At 38.5% G+C, this 15640-nt stretch carries 5 protein-coding genes; 1 reads left to right on the top strand and 4 read right to left on the bottom strand.

The genetic code is table 11. The features are described from left to right. Nucleotides 1–119: 119 nt before the first annotated feature. From U9K52_RS02135 to dnaE, 4 genes are all read right to left on the bottom strand, one after another. Nucleotides 120–1997 (bottom strand): T9SS-dependent choice-of-anchor J family protein, encoded by a 1878-nt coding sequence (locus tag U9K52_RS02135; RefSeq protein ID WP_322924983.1) that lies wholly within the window; start codon nucleotides 1995–1997, stop codon nucleotides 120–122. Nucleotides 1998–2310: 313 nt separating this feature from the next. Next, nucleotides 2311–5829, bottom strand: coding sequence for a fibronectin type III domain-containing protein (locus U9K52_RS02130; protein WP_322924981.1), 3519 nt, complete (start codon nucleotides 5827–5829; stop codon nucleotides 2311–2313). A gap of 281 nt (nucleotides 5830–6110) precedes the next feature. Further along, complete coding sequence (locus U9K52_RS02125; protein ID WP_322924979.1) at nucleotides 6111–8360, bottom strand: T9SS type A sorting domain-containing protein; 2250 nt, start codon at nucleotides 8358–8360, stop codon at nucleotides 6111–6113. Nucleotides 8361–8602: 242 nt separating this feature from the next. Beyond that, nucleotides 8603–13279, bottom strand: a complete 4677-nt coding sequence (gene dnaE / locus U9K52_RS02120) for a DNA polymerase III subunit alpha (RefSeq protein ID WP_322924977.1) — start codon at nucleotides 13277–13279, stop codon at nucleotides 8603–8605. Nucleotides 13280–13524: 245 nt separating this feature from the next. Between dnaE and U9K52_RS02115 the strand changes: the two genes are divergently transcribed. Continuing rightward, complete coding sequence (locus U9K52_RS02115) at nucleotides 13525–15627, top strand: S8 family peptidase (protein ID WP_322924975.1); 2103 nt, start codon at nucleotides 13525–13527, stop codon at nucleotides 15625–15627. The last annotated feature ends 13 nt before the right edge of the window (nucleotides 15628–15640 follow it).

The raw sequence follows: 15640 nt of genomic DNA, 5'->3' as shown, positions 1-15640 counted from the left end.
TTTTTACAATACAAAAAGAAAGGTTTCACGCTATTAATTCACATCATTTAGAATTAATATCAATCTTAAAAAAATAGCGGCTGATATCAGCCGCTACTTTATCTTAATAGATTAAAAAATTATTTTTTTATTGCCTTAATAGTTTGCTTAGAACCATCTTTCATTTCTAATGTAACTAGATACATTCCTTGTTTTAAGTCTCCTAAATGAAGTTCTTTACCAGGATTTGCAATAGTTTTCAACACCCTTCCTGAAACATCTGTTATCAAAACATTTTTCACATCAGAAGCATCAGAGATATTTAACACTTCGGAGAATGGGTTTGGATATACCTTAATGTTATTTTTAGCAATATCATTTATTTCAGATGTAGCTAATACTGCCGTAGCGGTGATATTAATATCATCAAGATATAAGTTAAACTGATCTGCTGCCGAATATGCATTAAATCCAAAATAATAAGTTCCGGAAGTTGTTGGCGTGAAATTAACAGATGCTGAATGAGAAACTTTATCATTAATTGATGGATAATCTGCTAAAACATTAGTCATAGCCGCAACCGCTGCAGAATTTCCGTATGCTACTTTTAATTTTTCCGTGTAGGTTGTGCTATTATTACCATATTTATAAGTAATTGTATACTGAGTACCTCCTGTAAGATTAATACCTTGGGTAAAGAACCATGCGTTAGCTGCTGAAAAACTATCGTATCCATATTGTAATACTTTTGTCGTGAAGCCCGGACAATCAGTTGGTGCGGATGCAGTAACCCAGTTATTACCCGTGCCCGCATTTATAGCTAAACTACAGTTAGGTAGAGACGGTGTAGTTAAACCTTCGAAGTCTAGAGTATACGGAACAGAAGCAACAGCTGAACATAATGTTGTAAAGTTTCTTTCTGTACAACTTAAAGAATTAGAGGTTGAAGAGTAAGAATTTAGTTTATAATAGTATTTTGTACCTGACATTAATGCAGAAGCAAATGTATAAGAAGTTACATTTCCTACATCAAGATTATTCAGTATATCAGTACCTCCAGACGTAGTTCCTACCGATAATTTATACCCAGCAGCGCCGGACAAAGCCGTCCAAGTAATGGTAGGTGTTACACTAATACCTGTTGCGCCTGCTGCAGGAGCCGTTACAGTTGGACAAGGTATAACTAAGGTTGTGAAACTTGTCTCCGTGCATCCTGTTGCCAACCCAAAGCTATTCTTAGGTATTATGGTAATATAATACATTGTTGAATAAGCCAATGTAGCAGCAGGAACCGTGTACGATGTAGTATTACCCACATCCATTCCTGCCATCACCTGAGTACCACCTGGAGTTGTACCCATATTAATAACATAGCTGGAAGCACCTGCCGCAGCAGGCCAAGTGATTGTTGGAGTTAAAGAAATACCGGTAGCAGCATTTGCAGGGCTTGAGATTGCAACACAATTGGGAGCTGTAGTAGCAGCTTGCGAAAGCACTACATTATCAAATCCCATGTAAAAATCTCCATTCGTAGCGCTGGTACTTTTAAGCCTGAATTTAAAATTCGCACCTGCCGGTATGGTACCTGCGGGTATAGTTCCGGAAACCGTTGTACATGGTATTGGAGTAGCATTAGGACTATTTAGAGTAACAGGTGTTAACAAATCATTCCATGTTGTTCCACCGTCTACTGAATAATCAGCCGCTACACTCCCATTAATATCACCTGTGGTAGAATAACCTTTCGCCAGGTATTTGAAAGAATAGTTCAGAGCAGTTGCATTCGAAGCTGTAGAAGAATAGGTCATATACCAACTTGTGTAAGTTGTGCCGTAAATGTTTTTATAAACAGCATTAGTTCCAGCACAAGCTGTTCCTGCTAAAGTCCCGTAGCCAGAAGGAGCAGATGAAAATCCTGAACCTGTTATTGTACTTGTCCACCCAGTAGGCAATGTACTACCTTCAAAACTTTCCGATACTGTAATTTGTGCTGAAGCTCCTATCCCAAAAGCCATCATACATACTAATAGAATTTTTTTCATACTTGTTTGAATTAAAATTAGGTGGTAAAAATATCAATTTATACAATATCAAACAAAAATATAATCAAATTATCAACAAAATCAACTAAAAAATCATACAATATTTAAAAAAAACAAACATTTATTTAAATTTTATCAAAAATATATAAAAATTTAATTATTTAAACTCACTGATTTACAATTAATTATGAAAAACAATTTAACATAATCAAATCCCAACCTTTTCACTTAACATAAAAAAAAAGTAGCGGCCGTTTTGACCGCTACATAATATAAGTAATTAAAAATACTATTTTTTAATCGCTTTGATTGTTTGTCTGGAACCATCTTTCATTTCCAGAGTCACCAAATACATTCCTTGTTTTAGTTCTCCCAAATGAAGTTCTTTACCAGGATTTGCGATTGTTTTTATCAATCTTCCGGCAATATCCGTTACCAGAACATTTTTCACATTTGAAGCATCAGATATATTCAACACTTCAGTGAAAGGGTTTGGATATAATTTAATTCCAGTATTAGCATTAGCCTTAACATCGTTTGCAGCAAGTACATTATTTACCTCTACTACAAAATTATCAATATAGAAGTTATAGTCTTCAGTATCATCTACCGTACCATCATTTCCATAGAATGCGAATATTGTATTGGCACCTGTATAACCAGTTAAATCCAAAGAAAATGTATTCGATGTATTGGAAGGAGCATTAGCTGCATTCCAGGTCTGAAGAACTGTCCAGGTATTTCCTCCGTCCTGTGATACCACAAACTGAACGACATCATCAGAACCCATTGCAGAAGCCGCAGTACCTGAATATGTTGTTACAGCATAATCAAATTTCACTCTATATCCTCCCGCTGATAAATTTAAAGGAGCCATTTTTAACCATCCGGCTCTGTTCACAGAATACAAATTCATTCTCATTGATCCGGTACCTGAATTAGTAACAGGAGAATTTAACCAGTTGTTCTGTATCCAATAAGCCGTTGTTCCTGTTGGTGCACTACCTGTAGGAGAACCTCCTGAAACATTTGAAGTACAAGCTCCAGCTGTTGAAGCAAAATCATTTGTATAAGTTGGCACTACTGAAGCACATGGTGTACTAAAGGTCAGAACATTAGACCAGCTGCTCATATCCGCTGAAGAACATTTCGATCTTACCCAAACATAATAGGTTGTTGCAGGTGAAAGCGTATTCAAAGACTGAGAAGTTCCTGTGATTCCTGAAACAGTAGGAACTGTTGTAGACAAAGGAGCAGTATTTGTTGTGCTGTAATAGATTTCATAACCATTTGCCGGCGCAGGAGCAGGGGCAGTCCATGCAACATCAGCAGATGTAGCCGTGATATTAGAAGATACTAAAGCAGTAGGCTCAAAACAAGTAGGAGTAACATCAATATTGATATCATCTACATAAATTCTATTCATATTAGCTGCAGAATACGCATTGAATCCAAAGTAATATGTGCCTGTTGAAGCAGGAGTAAAATCAACAAAATCACTTGTAATTACACCTCCCGTAATAACCGGATAATCTTTTAAAAGATTTGTCATCCCTACAGCGGTAGCTGAAGTACCATAAGAAATTTTCATTTTTTCAGGATACTGTGTTGTTCCTGTAGCATTAGAATATTTATATTTAATTCTATAGCTCACGCCCGCTGTAAGATTAATTCCCTGAGTAAAGAACCAGGTATTTGCAGCATTAGAAGTGTTATAAGTATAGTTTAAAACATTCCCGGTAAATCCTGTAGCCGTGGACGTATTCCACACATTCCCTGATCCTGAATTTACAGCTGATGTACAAACCGGTAAAGCAGGTGTGGTAACACTGTCAAAATTTAATGTATAAGGTACATTAACAGAAGTACATGCAGTAGTAAATGTAGCAGCAGTAGCCCAAACACTCTTATCAGCAGTACTGCACACAGAACGAACCCAAACATAATAAGTTGTAGAACTTGTTAAGCCTGATAAAGGCGCAGAAGTAGTAGCGCTTGTACCAGATGCTGTAGTTGAAGCTGTTGGCGCCGTGTTTGTCGTACTGTAATAAAACTCATAGCCATTGCCCGGAGCTGATAAAGGAGCTGTCCATGCAACAGTTGCATTATTTGCACCAATAGCTGAAACCGTAACCGCTGAAGGCTCTACACATGAAGGCATTAATTCATACACAACATCATCAATCAGAATACTGTACCCTGATGGTCCGATATGCTTAAATGCCATTGTGGTAACACCCGCAGGAGCAGTAATATTATTAATTGTATAATTATCTACAACCGTTGCACTATTCGCAGTATAGGTAGTACCTAAAGACACGAATGTAGAGGCGTCGGAAGGATTGGTAAGATATCCTACATCTATTTTATCTCCGGCTGTAAAGTTTCCTCTCATTTTAAATCTCAAACGATAAGTCCCCAACTGAAGTGTACTTACCGGCGGCATAGAAACTACCGCAGGAGAAGAAACTGAACTGGTATAAATATACATATTATTCGGAGCACTCATCGCGGTGCTTGCCTGAGTATAAGCACTACCGTTTGCGCCTACTTTAGCCCAGCAATTCGGCCATGAACCCGCTGTAACAGTATCAAAGTTTTCAGAAAAAGCTGTTACCGGAGTACATACAGTTGTAAAGTTTCTTTCCGTACATCCGGATGAAGTGGCAAGTGCAGAATAAGCATTTACCGTATAATAATACTTCGTACTATTCATTAAAGCTGAACCGAAGGTATATGATGTTACATTCCCCAGATCAACATTATTTAAAACATCCGTTCCGCCGGCAGTTGTTCCTACAGATATTTTATATCCTGTAGCTCCCGTTGAAGCTGTCCAAGTAATGGTTGGCGTTACAGAAAGACCTACTGCAGCAGCTGCAGGAGCTGTAACAGCCGGACAGGAAATATTAGCAGTTGTAAAAGTTCTTTCCGAACAGGCAGCAGAAGGAATGGCACCGTTGTAAGAGCTTACCGTATAATAATATTGTGTATTAAACTGCAAAGCAGATGCAAAAGTGTACGTAGTAACATTCCCCAGATCAACATTGTTGACTACATCACTTCCTCCTGAAGTAGTTCCTACAGAAAGTCTGTATCCTGTAGCTCCACTCACTGCATTCCAGTTGATAGCAGGAAGCACGGAAACACCTGTAGCCGCAGCTGTCGGAGCTGTAACCGAAGGACATGCAGGTACAGGGTTAGGAGCAAGACCTAACAAAGTAACTACAGACTGCGTTGCAGATCTTGTCCCGGTCTGAGTAATAGAGGCAGGATTCGGGTTGGTAGTGTCATTTCTGTAATACAACGTTTTGTTTGTCCCGCTGCTATAGGTATAGAAAACTTCACCTCCGTTATCACCGGCTTTATTTTCATCAACCGCAATCACAAGGTTGTTTACGTTATCGTAAGCAAAAGGCGATGAAAGTGTGATTTCCACAATACCCGCATTATTGGTTACTGTTCCGCTGTAAACCTGTGTCATTGCACTGGTAGGAATCCAGTCGGTAGTTGAGGAAAAAGAAGTTTTTGTAGTCTGTCCCAAATAAACAACCACATCATTTGAGTTGGTAAGACTGGCAGAAGCACTTAAATAAAATCGTAATCCTGTAATATTCCCTGCTCCGGCAGCATTGATATCGCTTTTAAGCAAAATCTGCTGGGCATAGCTGTACCCGTAGTAAGTACTCCATGGGACGGTGGCCACGGTTGTGGAGGCACCACCCGATGTCGTTCCAGACCCTAAGGTAATCTGAGCCGACATTAATGTACCCAAAAATAAGAGGTACGTAAGTAAATGTTTTTTCATACTTAGTTAATTAAAATTAGGTGGTAAAAATATTAATTTAATTATATATTATCAAATATTATAATGAAATTTTTAATAAAATTTATATATCAACTAAGATAATTCAATAAAACTAAACAAATATTTGATTTTTGACAATTTATCCCTAGTTGTTGATATATTTATATAATTGATTATTAATAATATAAAATTCAAATACATATTAAATCAATCCCAACCTCTGCATTTATCAAAAAAAATAACGGCCAAAAATGGCCGCTATTTAATTTATGATGATGCTATTATTTTTTAATTGATTTTACTGTTTTTTGAGTTCCATCTTTTAAGTACAGCGTAATCATGTACATTCCTGATTTTAAATCGGCTAAATTAAGCTCAGATCCGGGCTTTTCAATTGTCTTTATCAATCTTCCGGAAAGATCCGTAACAGAAACCGATTTTACATTATCGACCTCTGAAATATTCAGCACATCAGAGAAAGGATTCGGAAACACCTTAATACCATCTTTTAAGGCTGAAGTTTCTGAAGTTCCAAGGCAAGAAGAGTTTACGATTACATTAACCGGCTGTCTTGCACTCTCACAACCAGCAGTTAATTGCCAATCATAAAAATAATAATATGAAGTAGAAGTGGTATTACCTGAACAACAATTACCATTGGTGATCGTCATTACACCCGGAACGGAAAGCGGATATGCTCCCCAAGATGCTCCCGATTCTCTTACCAAACTGCTAACCCCTCCCGTTCTGCTCATCATCATTAATTTATAATTGCTTCCCGGTGTTACGGAAAAATTCAGAGGAACAAACGTTTTTACATAAGGAGCTGTTGTACCTGTAAGATTTACCGTAACAGTCTGCAAGGTAACTGCCGGACTAACATTTCCATCCTGTAAAGCGATGACAACCGTTCCCGCGCCTGTGCCTATAGGATAAACATATACCCCATTGATTGTAAAACTGGAAGTAGCATCAAAAAACAATCCCGCCTCTAAAGTATACCCACTCGTAGATATCGCATTTGCCAATCCTGCACTTGGGGGATTAGTCCCGGTTTTTGCCGATACATAATATGTAGTATTTGCTGAAATCACAGGTGTTGTGTAAGAATTCCCGGTACTTAAGACATTTCCTCCAGTAGCAGCATCATACCATGTAACAATAGCACCTGAATCTGCCGTAGCCGATATGGTAGCCGAACCTGAAGCCCCACAAACAGTTGCCCCATTTACGTTTATGATAGCAGGAGGCTGACATGACGTTGCAAATGAAGATACTGTAGACCAAACACTCTTATCCGATCCTGAGCACACCGATCTTACCCATACGTAATAGGTTGTAGCAGGAAGCAAGCCACCAATTGATGCCGAAGCCGTTGTTGAAGTGACAGAATTTGATGCATCCAAAACCGTACTTGATGTAGGCGCAGTATTTGACGTACTGTAATATACTTCGTAACCACTACCCGGAAGTGCTGAAGGCGGAGTCCATGATACTACAGCTCCATTAGTGGTTACCGTTGCTAAAGGAACCGTTAAACCTGTAGGAACTATGCATGTTGGCGGCGCCCAGTTAAATGTTAATCCCGGAACAGGAAAACTCGTATTATCTCTAGCAACACTTGCGCTGTTGGTAGTTCCTGCTGTTGTAGAATCCCACGGACTGCCTGCCGCACCGGACCTGTTATTAAAATCAGCATTTGAAGCCCCTCTCAAACCAACCTGATTGGTTCTTGATGTCGTGTTGATATTATAACCCGGCCCGTAAACTATCGAAATACGGTTAGAAGTTTCAGCAAGCCTTAACTGAAAATTAAGATGATTACTTCCGGTTACCGCTGTACTGTAATCATTATATCCGATCCATTCAATAACAAAAACTCTGTTTGGAGCAACTCCTTCAACAGCGGTAAAAATCTTACCTGATCCATAACGTACTACAGCAGACGAAGAGCTGGATGTTGCAGGAGCAGACATGGTAATGGTTCCGGCAGTTTCATCAAAAGCCGTTACAGTGGCTCCCGAAGGAATTCCATTGACATTATTGAGCTGTTTTCCTATTTCAATACCTTTAAAAGAAGCCACATTGGTAATGATATCAGATCCGCTTGTGGTAACTCCGGAAGTAATAAATACACCCCACAAATCTCTGTTCATAACACTTACAGCTCCAGAAAATCCGGTAGTTGAAGATATTAAAGAACTGGCAGTACTGGTAGTAGCACCAAATGTTGCCCCTCCATTTGAATTGACAAATATTGAGGTATAATCTACCCCGTTAAAATTAAAATTAAAAGGAATAGTAACCGGCCAGCCTGCTGTATCATTAGTAGTTGATGTTGTAGCCTCACTCCCGGAAACAACCGTACCTGAAGAAGCAATACTATTGAATGTGCCTGTAGTCTGAGCAAATACATAGTTATTCACCTGCGCATTCATCGTCTGTACAGCTCCAAAGAATGCAAGGGCAATAATTCCCGTTTTTTTTAAGCCAAGACACCATTGCCACGGACTCGTGTAAAGTTTTCTCATAAAGATTCTTTTAAATTAGATTTTAAAAATAGCAAATAAAAAATATTTAATGTAAATTTTTGCTAATTTATTTTAAATTTAAATAAAAATAAATGATTTAAATTACAGAAAACGTAAATAAATTCAAAATATAGTGAATAAAACATAATTTAAATGTGGTATCATTTTTTTAAGAATCAGCCAAGTATTTACAAAACAACAGCGCGGCCTGAAGGCCGCGCTTTTTATAATATTTTAAATATTTAATTCAGATAAAATTCATATTTGCTAAGCAGCTGAATTTCCTTAATCAGTTCTCCACTGAGATGTACCGAATGCTTCATCGACTGAACTTCAATATGCTCTTCCCGATCATCTTCGGTATTTTTGATATAGAATTTCAGTTTCTGATCTCCCTGGTTACGTTCCAGAACACTTCTGAAAAAAGTAAGATCTTCAGGCCTGAAATCCATCACATCCATGACCAGAGAAATGCTTTTGGCAAACCGTTCAAATGCTTCCTGAAGTTCAATCACCTCGTTTACATTCACAAAAACCCTTCCGTCTTTTACCTGTGCAAATTTAATCTTAAAGATCACAAAACGCTGAACTTCCAGCTTTTCTTTCAAACGCATATAATCCCTGTCTCCGAGCCGGAAAGAATAGGACCCAGAATAATCTTCAAGGGTAACAAAAGCAACCTTTTCACCGCTTCTGAAACCATCCTGCACACGATATTCAGTAATCAGTCCCGCGACCGTATATTCTTTACCACCTCCGCCATTTTCTCTTTCTTTCTGGATCGTTTTCCAGTCTTTCTTCTTCTCTTCAAACAATTCTTCCTGCTTGCCGGCAAAGGCTTGTTCTTTATAAGCATCTACCTCATCCAGATTAAGAAAATGAAAAACTCCTTTTGGCTCTGCCTTTTTCGTAACTTCTTCAATAATCTCTTCCTCCTCGCCTGCAACAATATCATCGGAAACAATTTCTATAAGCTCAGCCACATCTTCAGGAGCATCCTGCTCAAGGATAGGAGCTTCATCAACTACCAGTTTTACTTCTTCCTCTTTTTCCAAAACAGCCTTTTTAGAAAGCTGTCCCTGCATAAACTGGTATTGATACCTGAACTCATCCAGAGGATGTGCGGAAAGATAGAATCCTATAATTTCCTTTTCTTTGTTCAGCTTATGCATATTCGGCCATTCCGGGCAGGGCGGCAGTTTGGGCTGTTCGATCTGAACTTCTTCCGCAAAATCTGCAAAAAGAGAATTTTCCATCTCATTTTTACTCTCCTGAAAACTTTGTCCGTATCTGATCAGTCTTTCCAGATTGGTTCTCCCGGCCATATCTATATCGAAATACTGGCCCCGGTGGAAAGAATCCAGCTCATCAAAAGCTCCCGCCAACACCAAACTTTCCGCCACTCTTTTATTCATCTGCGAAGGAAGAATTCTTTCAAAGAAATCATAAATATTTTTGAATCTTCCATTTGCTCTTTCCCTTGTAATAGCTTCACTCGGCCCTTCACCAATACCTTTAATCGCACCTAATCCGAAACGGATCTGTCCTTTTTCGTTTACCGAAAATTTATACTGAGATTCATTAACATCCGGACCCAATACATCAACACCCATACTTTTACAATCTTCCATGAACATGGTAATCGAGTCGGTATTATTAATGTTGTTGCTCATTACACTTGCCATATATTCCGCCGGATAATTGGCTTTCAAAAACGCTGTCTGATAAGCAATAAACGCATAACAGGTAGAGTGTGATTTATTAAAGGCATATTCAGCAAAAGCTTTCCAGTCGTTCCAGATTTTTTCTAATCTTTCTTCATCAAGATTGTTTTTTCTTCCGCCTTCGATGAATTTCGGATACATCTTATTAAGAACGTCTATCTGCTTTTTACCCATTGCTTTTCTCAGGGTATCAGCTTCACCTTTCGTAAAGTTGGCCAATTTTTGTGATAAAAGCATTACCTGCTCCTGATAAACGGTAATTCCGTAAGTTTCCTTTAAATATTCTTCAGTTTCGGGTAAATCGTAAACAATTTCTTCAATGCCATGTTTCCTGTTGATAAAGTTCGGAATATATTTTATCGGACCCGGACGGTACAAAGCATTCATCGCAATGAGGTCAGCAAAAACCGTTGGTTTAAGCTCTCTCATGTACTTTTGCATCCCGGGGCTTTCATACTGAAAAATACCGATAGTTCGTCCTTCTTTAAACAATTGATAAGTTTTATTATCATCCAACGGAATTTCGTCGGGATCAATATCAACTCCGTGTCTCTCTTTAACGAGTTTAAGAGCATCTTTAATGATCGTCAGCGTTCTCAGACCCAGGAAGTCCATTTTAAGCAGGCCTGCACTTTCCGCCACCGAGTTATCAAACTGAGAAACCAGAATATCCGCATCCTTCGCTGCAATGGTCACCGGAACAAGATTACTGACATCCTCCGGCGTAATGATCACCCCACAGGCATGGATTCCTGTATTCCGGATACATCCTTCCATTTTTTTCGCACTTGCAAGCACGTCATGACGAGGATCAGAAGGACTGTCTAAAACCAGCCTCATCTCATCAACAAGCATCTGTTCTTCCGGTTTTAGCTTATCATATTTCGCCAAGGCTTTTGCTATATTCATCCCTGGCGTGGAAGGAATCAGTTTGGCAATATTATTCGTATCAGGAATCGGAACATCCAGTACTCTTCCTGCATCTTTAATAGCAGATTTACCACCCAGAACAGAGTACGTAATAATCTGCGCTACCTGGCTCTGTCCGTACTTATCGATTACCCATTTAATAATCCGGTCACGGCCTTCATCATCAAAGTCAATATCAATATCCGGCATGGAAACCCTTTCAGGGTTAAGGAATCTCTCAAAAAGGAGATCATATTTAATAGGATCCACATTGGTAATTCCGATGCAGTATGCTACAGCAGATCCTGCAGCAGAACCCCTGCCCGGCCCTACCCAAACTCCCATTTTCCGGGCTTCATTACAAAAATCCTGTACGATGAGGAAATAACCCGGATAACCCGTATTAGCGATTACTTCAAGCTCGAAATCAAGACGCTCTTTAATTTCGTCTGTGATTCCCGTGTCTTTATATCTATTTTTAGCGCCTTCATACGTTAAATAGGTAAGATAAGCCATCTCTCCACGTTTTCCTCCGTCAACCTCATCTTCCGCATGAACAAATTCCTGAGGGATATCAAATTTCGGAAGCAAAACATCTCTTTTAAGGGTATAAGGTTTGAACTTCGCAGTAAATTCTTCATACGCATCAAAAGCATCAGGATAAGCAAGAAATGCTTCCTTGATCTCATCTGAATTTTTAATGTAATATTCTCCGGTAGCAAGACCTCTTCTTTTACCAAAACCTTTACCAACGGGCGTTGACAACTTTTCACCATCCTTGATGCAGCTGACAATATCCTGAATATTGGAATCGTCTCTATTCGTGTAAAACGTTTCGTTCTGTGCTAAAATTTTAACATTATATTTATCGGCAAAATGAAGGAGAACATCATTTAAATGCTCTTCTTCTGGCAGCTTATGATTCTGAATCTGAACATAAAAATCATCTTCAAAGGTATCTTTCCACCATTTGAAAAGTTCTTCTCCTTTTTGTTCCCCGGTATTTAATATAGCATCAGGAATATCTCCATGAATACCTGAAGTTAAAGCGATAACTCCTTCTTTATATTGTGCAATCAGCTCGCGGCTTACTCTTGGAACTCCAAAATAAAATCCTTTCAGGAAACCGATACTGGAAAGTTTTGCCAGGTTTTTATATCCGTTAAAATCTTTTGCCAAAAGGACAACCTGTGTTCTTCGGTCGGGATCATCTTTGGTAAACTGCTTCTGTTCATAACGTTCAGAGATATAAAACTCACAGCCTACAACAGGAATTAACGGCTCTGACACAGGTTCAGCTTCATTAAAAGCTTCGCCTTTCTCTTCCGCTTCCTGTTTTTTTGCTAAATATTCCTTATGCTTTTTAGCACGATCTGAATTTGCTCCTTCCACCGCGGAAACAAATTTGAAAGCACCCATCATATTTCCCAGATCTACCATTCCGACGGCCGGGAAATTATCATCAGTTGCCTTTTTGATCAGATCATTAATGCTGGAAGTCGCCGATAATGTTGAAAAAACACTGTGATTATCAAAATTGAAATATTTTCCCAGATCAATTTCATCAATACTTCCAAAATCCTGCTGTTTCTTTTTATTATGGAAATCCGCAACCTGCCTTCTGATAACAATATTGAAAGGTTTGATCGGGTCGGGATAAAGCGTTTTAAAATATGTAAGCTGATCTTCAGAAATCTTTAAAACTTCCGCAGGAATAACCCCGATTCTCATCATTTCGAAGAAAACCTGAGCGGTTGCATTTACGTCTGCAGCAGCATTGTGAGCTTCATCAAACTTGTGCCCGTACAGCTTTTCGTACAACTCTTCCAGTTTTGGAGGCTTAAATCTGCCACCGCGGCCGCCGCCGAGCTGACAGAAATCTGTACCCAGAACCATGGTATCGGCTCTAGGTTTTTCCTGAAGGTTGTCTTTAATATTTTTACGGTAAAATTCTGCTCCTACAATGTTATAATCAAACTCTACGTTGTGTCCGGAAACGACTCTTACTTTTTCTAAAACTTTAGAGAATTCATTTAAAATTTCAGTAAGATCACGACCTTCTTCATTGGCAATCTTCGTAGTAATACCGTGAATTCTCGCGGCGTTGAAGGGAATATCGTACCCTTCCGGTTTTATGATATAATCCTGATTTTCAATAAGTGTCCCATCATCATCATGCAGCTGCCATGCAATCTGAACCATTCTTGGCCAGTTGTCTGAGTCTGAAAGCGGAGCATTGAAATTCTTTGGTAAACCTGTGGTTTCTGTGTCAAAAACTAAATACATGTAATCTTCTAGCTTTTATTTAAAAAGAGAATGTAAAGTTACTTCATTTTTTGATTTCCTGTAAACTTTAAGCCTATTAAATAATCATCAGTTCATACTAAATTAAATAGCATTAAATACACATTATTAAAAATTTAAGAATCATTAAAATTCAATTAATATTCATTATAGCATAAACAACATTTAATGAAAAATCATGAATCTTATTTACATTTGTTATCGATATTTATATAATCACTAGCGGCATGAGGAAAAATCTAATTGTATTAAGTACATTATTGGGTGTATTGGTATACTCACAGAAAAACAATGAAGTTTTAAGAAGAGAATTTGAACAGCAAAAGATTCAGAATGAGAAAAAGTTTGATCGGTATGCTGAAAAAGTCTACGGGAAAAGTCCGGACGCAGTCACTAAGAAAAAAATAGATTCTCTGAAATCACGGCTTGGAGGTTTTCATTTTGATATTCCTTACTTTTTACAGGAACAGGACACCAGGCAGCTATCCAATTCAAATTCTGATTTACTGAATACAGCCGGCAACGTAACAGGACTGACAGGAGCTTTCAATGGTGAAAACATCAAATATACCATCTTCGACGGCGGAAGAATTTACGGAGCACATACAGCTTTCAATAATGCGCCCGGAAGAATAAGCAATAAGGAGGCAAGTTCCCAGATTTATTCTGATCACTCTACAGGTGTAGGAAGCTTTATAGGAGGAAAAAGTGTTACTTTATCCAATAGTAGCGGTGTTGTAGGAAACACAAAAGGAGTTGCCATTAATTCTACGATGGACAGCTATATGTTCGCAACAACCACTTTGCCAGGCAACAGTTCCAGCAGTAATGTTTTTGAAAAAATTATTATTGCATCTCCCAATATTTCCAATCATTCTTATGGTATTAATGCCGGTTGGGATGAAGATTATGACAGCAACGGAAATTTATATTATGTTTACAACGGTTCTAAAAGCGGTAATACATTTTACGATTTTCAGGGAACTTATGATGACAATGATTACAATTATGACGCTCTGGTCTACAATAACCCTTCTTTCATTATTGTAAAATCTGCAGGAAATTCATTCGGTATGGGTCCGAATGGAGGTTCAGCAACAATTCCTAAATATTACAGCACTTCGAACGGCCAGGCCGCATTTGGAAGCAACGATACTCCCCCACCGAATAATTGTTCACAGGGCTACGACTGTATAGGCCCCGGATCATTGGCAAAAAATATTATTGTTGTGGGAGCTACAGACATTATTACATCCAATAATTTCCGATATACCAGTCCAGCTGATGTTATATACTCTGACTATAGCAGCGCCGGTCCCAGAGATGATGGTGGAATAAAACCGGATATCTCTACTGTAGGAACGGACGTTTTGTATGCCGCTAGCTCAGCTTCGGGGAGCTCTCTTTGGGCAGAAGGAAGCGGAACTTCTTTTTCAGCACCCGTTGTTACAGGAATTATAGGATTATGGACCCAAATTTACAAGCAGCTGTTCAATAATGCATTACTTGATGCTGCTTCAGCGAAAGTACTTACCGTTCACTCCGCTTCAGAAGCTGGAAATATAGGACCGGACCCATGGTTCGGATGGGGCTTTATTGATGCTAAAAAAGGAGCAGAATTACTGTTAGGAAAAGCCAATAATACCGTAATTTTTAATAATGAAACTTTAAATAGCGGTGTTAAAAACAGCAAAACCATAATAGCGAGCGGAGGTGAACCATTAAAAGCCACCATTAGCTGGATAGATCCTCAGTATGAACCCAATTATCAGTTTGTATCTGATGTTTACAACAACAGATCATCAAAATTAATTAATGATCTGGATTTGAGAATTATAGATCTTACTACGAATACCGTTTATTATCCCTGGAAGCTTAACGCCAACAGTCCTTTAACACCTGCGTCAAAAGCAGACAACACGGTGGATAATGTGGAGCAGGTAGTCATTGACAATCCCGTTGCGGGCAGAAGCTACAGAATTGAAATCACAAACAAAGGTACATTAGTCAACGATTCCGGAAGTACGTCTTCACAGAACTATTCCATTATGGTAACCGGGCAAACACAATCTTCATTGTCAACCAATGACCTTATAAAAAACAACGGAATGGTAATAGCGCCAACGCTTACAAAAGATTTCGTAAAAGTTTTAAAAGCCCCTAAGAAATCCGTTTATAATGTTTATGATCTTTCCGGAAAAAAACTTCAGACCGGAATTTTCAAAAATGAGGAAGAAACCATTGACCTGACACCTTATATCAAAGGAGTATATATTATAGAAGTTAAAACAGAGAAGGATACTGTTTCTAAAAAAGTAATTAAAGAATAACATTATCATTATT

It is taken from the genome of Chryseobacterium sp. MHB01, from assembly GCF_034651565.1.
Classification (GTDB): Bacteria; Bacteroidota; Bacteroidia; order Flavobacteriales; family Weeksellaceae; genus Chryseobacterium; species Chryseobacterium nepalense.
The sequence above is the reverse complement of the archived record's forward strand: the minus strand, read 5'-3'. Positions and strand labels throughout refer to the sequence as shown.